Origin of the sequence: Mediterranea sp. An20 (genome assembly GCF_002160055.1) — a bacterium.
Classification (GTDB): Bacteria; Bacteroidota; Bacteroidia; order Bacteroidales; family Bacteroidaceae; genus Bacteroides; species Bacteroides avicola.
The window spans coordinates 1-3,177 of the sequence record NZ_NFJV01000061.1 but is presented as its reverse complement, the minus strand read 5'-3'; the positions used below and the strand labels follow the sequence as shown (position 1 = coordinate 3,177).

Annotated in this window: 6 protein-coding genes; 4 read left to right on the top strand and 2 right to left on the bottom strand. The window is 54.2% G+C overall.

Going from position 1 to position 3,177, the window contains the following annotated elements; all coding sequences use genetic code 11:
* Positions 1-189, top strand: a 189-nt coding sequence (locus B5F34_RS17655) for a hypothetical protein (RefSeq protein ID WP_162609361.1), incomplete at its 5' end; no start/stop codon positions are given.
* A gap of 320 nt (positions 190-509) precedes the next feature.
* On the opposite strand, the gene B5F34_RS17045 is transcribed toward B5F34_RS17655, so the two are convergent.
* Positions 510-734 carry a DUF4248 domain-containing protein gene (locus B5F34_RS17045; protein ID WP_087340941.1) on the bottom strand — a complete coding sequence of 75 codons (225 nt, stop codon included), beginning with the start codon at positions 732-734 and terminating at the stop codon, positions 510-512.
* 297 nt (positions 735-1,031) lie between these two features.
* On the opposite strand from B5F34_RS17045, the gene B5F34_RS17040 reads away from it, so the two are divergent.
* The 3 genes from B5F34_RS17040 (at position 1,032) to B5F34_RS17035 (ending at position 2,430) form a co-directional block, all read left to right on the top strand.
* On the top strand, positions 1,032-1,505 hold the full coding sequence (locus tag B5F34_RS17040) for a DNA-binding protein (protein ID WP_087340940.1): 474 nt from the start codon (positions 1,032-1,034) through the stop codon (positions 1,503-1,505).
* Positions 1,506-1,889: 384 nt separating this feature from the next.
* A complete protein-coding gene (locus tag B5F34_RS17650; RefSeq protein ID WP_162609360.1) occupies positions 1,890-2,003 on the top strand; it encodes a smalltalk protein in 114 nt (37 codons plus the stop codon).
* Positions 2,004-2,016: 13 nt separating this feature from the next.
* Positions 2,017-2,430, top strand: a complete 414-nt coding sequence (locus tag B5F34_RS17035; RefSeq protein ID WP_087340939.1) for an N-acetylmuramoyl-L-alanine amidase — start codon at positions 2,017-2,019, stop codon at positions 2,428-2,430.
* Positions 2,431-2,460: 30 nt separating this feature from the next.
* On the opposite strand, the gene B5F34_RS17030 is transcribed toward B5F34_RS17035, so the two are convergent.
* Positions 2,461-3,177 (bottom strand): MraY family glycosyltransferase (locus tag B5F34_RS17030; RefSeq protein WP_140393029.1); only part of this gene is annotated, 717 nt, incomplete at its 5' end.

The window sequence follows — 3,177 nt, the reverse complement described above, 5'->3', positions numbered from 1 at the left end:
CAGGCCATGAAGCAGGAAGGATACGAAAGCGTACGGAAGAACGGGAAAAGGGGATACCGCGTCATCGAACTTTCCTGGGAAGCCATTGAGCAGAACAAGAAGAGCCTGGCGATATTCACAGAAGAACCGGAACCGGAAGACAACCCGCCCGAAACGGAAAAAGACCTGTTCTGCCAACCTGAAGGTTAGCGGGCTAAACCTAAGGGTTAGAGGGCTAAAACTAAGGGTTGGCCCCTCAACTCCTTAGCCCCCTCAACTCCCCCCGAAGGGGGAGCTTATGACAGAGCCACGGGGGAGATTGTACGAGAACTCTTCCGACACTATCATTCTGTCATCCCGAGCGCAGTCGAGGGATCTCAGGACACGTTCCTGTAGATTTAGTGAGATGGCTCGACTTCGCTCGCCATGACAGACAGAATGATAGCAGCTGATAGGTTTTCGGACAGCCACGAGGAAGCTTATGACTGAACCACGTGAGGGGAAGCTTATGACTGAACCGCGGGGTGCGCTCAAGGCTCCCCGATGGCTTCCACAATCATCCGCACCTGCACCGGCATGTACATCCGGCAGCGGGGATTGGAGGAAGTGGCTTCCAGCCGCTCACGAAGATGGGGATAATGGTCGATCCACTGCTGGAGCTTGCGGTAGGCTGCCTGGGAATTAAGATGGGGGAAATAGCATACGGCCAATTCCGTGCGCCCATAGGCGCGGATGGGAAATTCGTCCTGTTCCATAAGTCGTTCTGTTTTCTGATTTCTGTTTTTTTTTTGCTATAAAGATACTGAAAAACAACGGAATATACAAATAACAGCCGCACTTTAACCGACACTTACCAACGTCTGTCAACCATAATCAACAGGTATCACCCCATACGGGCAGCAAGCGTACCAAAGGAACAAAACCAAGAAAGGCACACCGTATCTTTGCATCACAGAAAAGATAATCATTAACCATTAATCATTACCCATTAATCATTAATCATTAACCATTAACCATTAACCACTAATCATTAACCATTAACCACTACCACCATGATCTCCTATCGTAAAATCCAAATCAAAGGTGAGAACAGTCCCCTGAACGGACTGTGGTATGCACGTCCCGTCATCAGCGACACGCTGGACACGGCCGCACTTGCCAAACACATGTCGAAGCACAACACACCGTTCTCGCCGGGCGTCATCAAGGGCGTGCTCACAGACATGATCGCCTGCATCAAGGAACTTATCTTAGACGGAAAGAACGTCAAGTTGGACGACCTCGCCATCTTCTCCGTGGGCATCGTCAGCGACCACGGCGCCGAGAGCGCCGAAGCTTTCAAGGTGTCGGAACACGTCAAGGGGCTGAAGCTGCGTGCCCGTGCCACGGGAGAACTGAGCAACGCGCAGATCAACCTGGAAGGTCAGCTGAGGGAGGCAACGCCCTACAGCGTGGGCGGCAGCGGCGGATCTACCCCCGGCGGCTCCGAAGAGGAGGAAGACGGAGGGGGTGGAGCGCTGGGATAACCAGTCCCTCTATCGAACACAGAGGCACAGAGACACGGAGGAATATATAGAGAAGAGGTTAAGGGCACAGAGTAAAATCTTCTCTCCGTGGGCTCTGTCCTCTCAAAAAATTAACTCTGTGACTCCGTGTCTCTGTGTTTGATATAAGTAGTTGTTGATATTTAGTTTATATGATGTGTATCTGTCTTGTTGAGCGGAGCGGAGCGAAGTCGAAACATCTCCCGAAAGACACGATTCCCTTGGATAGTGCATGTCATGAGATTCTTCGACTACGCCCTACGGGCTTCGCTCAGAATGACAGACACCTCATTCTCCATGATAGTATAAACTAATTCTGATTGATTACTTAAATTGAATTTATTGATTACTTACCTACCTATTTTTATGCAACAGAAAAACAGTACACCGAAAAGCGTGTGGGGCATCGTCCTCAAAGTCATCATCGCCGTAGCTTCTGCCGTGGCAGGGGCATTCGGCATCAGCGCCTGCGGAAATTAAAAACCGGAGAAGCATGAGGCGCATCACCCTGATAATCATCCACTGCTCCGCCACCCCTGAGGGGCGGAGCCTGGATTTTGAGACCTGCCGAAACGACCACATCCGGCACCGCGGATTCCGGGACATCGGATACCACTTCTATATCACGCGAGACGGGACCATACATTTAGGACGCCCGCTGGAACAGGTGGGGGCACACTGCCGCAACCACAACCGGCACTCCATAGGCATCTGCTACGAAGGCGGACTGTCCGGAAACGGAAAACCCGCCGACACGCGGACCCTCCCACAGAAAGGGGCGATGCTTGCCCTGCTGCGCGAACTGAAGCGGATCTTCCCCCATGCCCTCATCGTGGGACACCGGGACCTGAACCCGCAGAAAGACTGCCCCTGCTTCGATGCGGCAGGGGAATACAAAGAACTCTGAAAGGACCGGAAGGGAAGACACTGCCTGCAGTTATTCCTCCGGAACATTCTTACGATCCCTGCACCCGATGCGCCTGTCGAACCACACGTTCAGCAGCGTCCACACCAGTATGTCGGTGATGAACACCAGCGTGTTGTCCATGCGGTGGGCAGCCAGCAGGTTGAAGACACTGAAGCAGGCGGACATCAGCAGGATGGTCACCATCGCCGAACGGGGCGTGAAGCCCATCGCCAGGAACTTGTGGTGGATGTGCGTCTTGTCCGGCAGGAAGGGATTCTTGCCGTTGCGGACCCGACGCAGCACCACGCGGACCACGTCCAGCGAGGGGATGAGCAGCACGCTGAAGGAAACCAGCACCGGAGAACCGGCTATCTCGTCGGGAGTAGAACCCGTATACATGCAGTATTTCACCGTGAACAGGCTCAGCAGGTAGCCCAGCAGCAGGCTGCCCGTGTCGCCCATGAAAATCTTCCGGCCCCGGGCGGCGTTCCCGAAAACGTTGTAAGAGAAAAAGGGAATCAGCACGCCGATGCTCACAAAAGCCACCAGGGCGTAGACCCACCAGCCGCTGTGGATGAACACACCGCCGAACACGGCCAGGGCGACCATGCTCAGACCGGAGGCGAGGCCGTCGATGCCGTCGATCAGGTTGATGGCGTTGGTGATGAAGACCACCAGCACCAGCGTCAGCGGGATGCCGAGCCAGGGAGTGACGGCGTAGATGCCGAACAGGCCGTAGAAGTTGTT

Coding starts and splice junctions, on each gene's coding strand:
- B5F34_RS17650 (WP_162609360.1), top strand. CDS start 1,890: ATGCAACAGAAAAACAGTACACCGAAAAGCGTGTGGGGCATCGTCCTC.
- B5F34_RS17040 (WP_087340940.1), top strand. CDS start 1,032: ATGATCTCCTATCGTAAAATCCAAATCAAAGGTGAGAACAGTCCCCTG.
- B5F34_RS17045 (WP_087340941.1), bottom strand. CDS start 734: ATGGAACAGGACGAATTTCCCATCCGCGCCTATGGGCGCACGGAATTG.
- B5F34_RS17035 (WP_087340939.1), top strand. CDS start 2,017: ATGAGGCGCATCACCCTGATAATCATCCACTGCTCCGCCACCCCTGAG.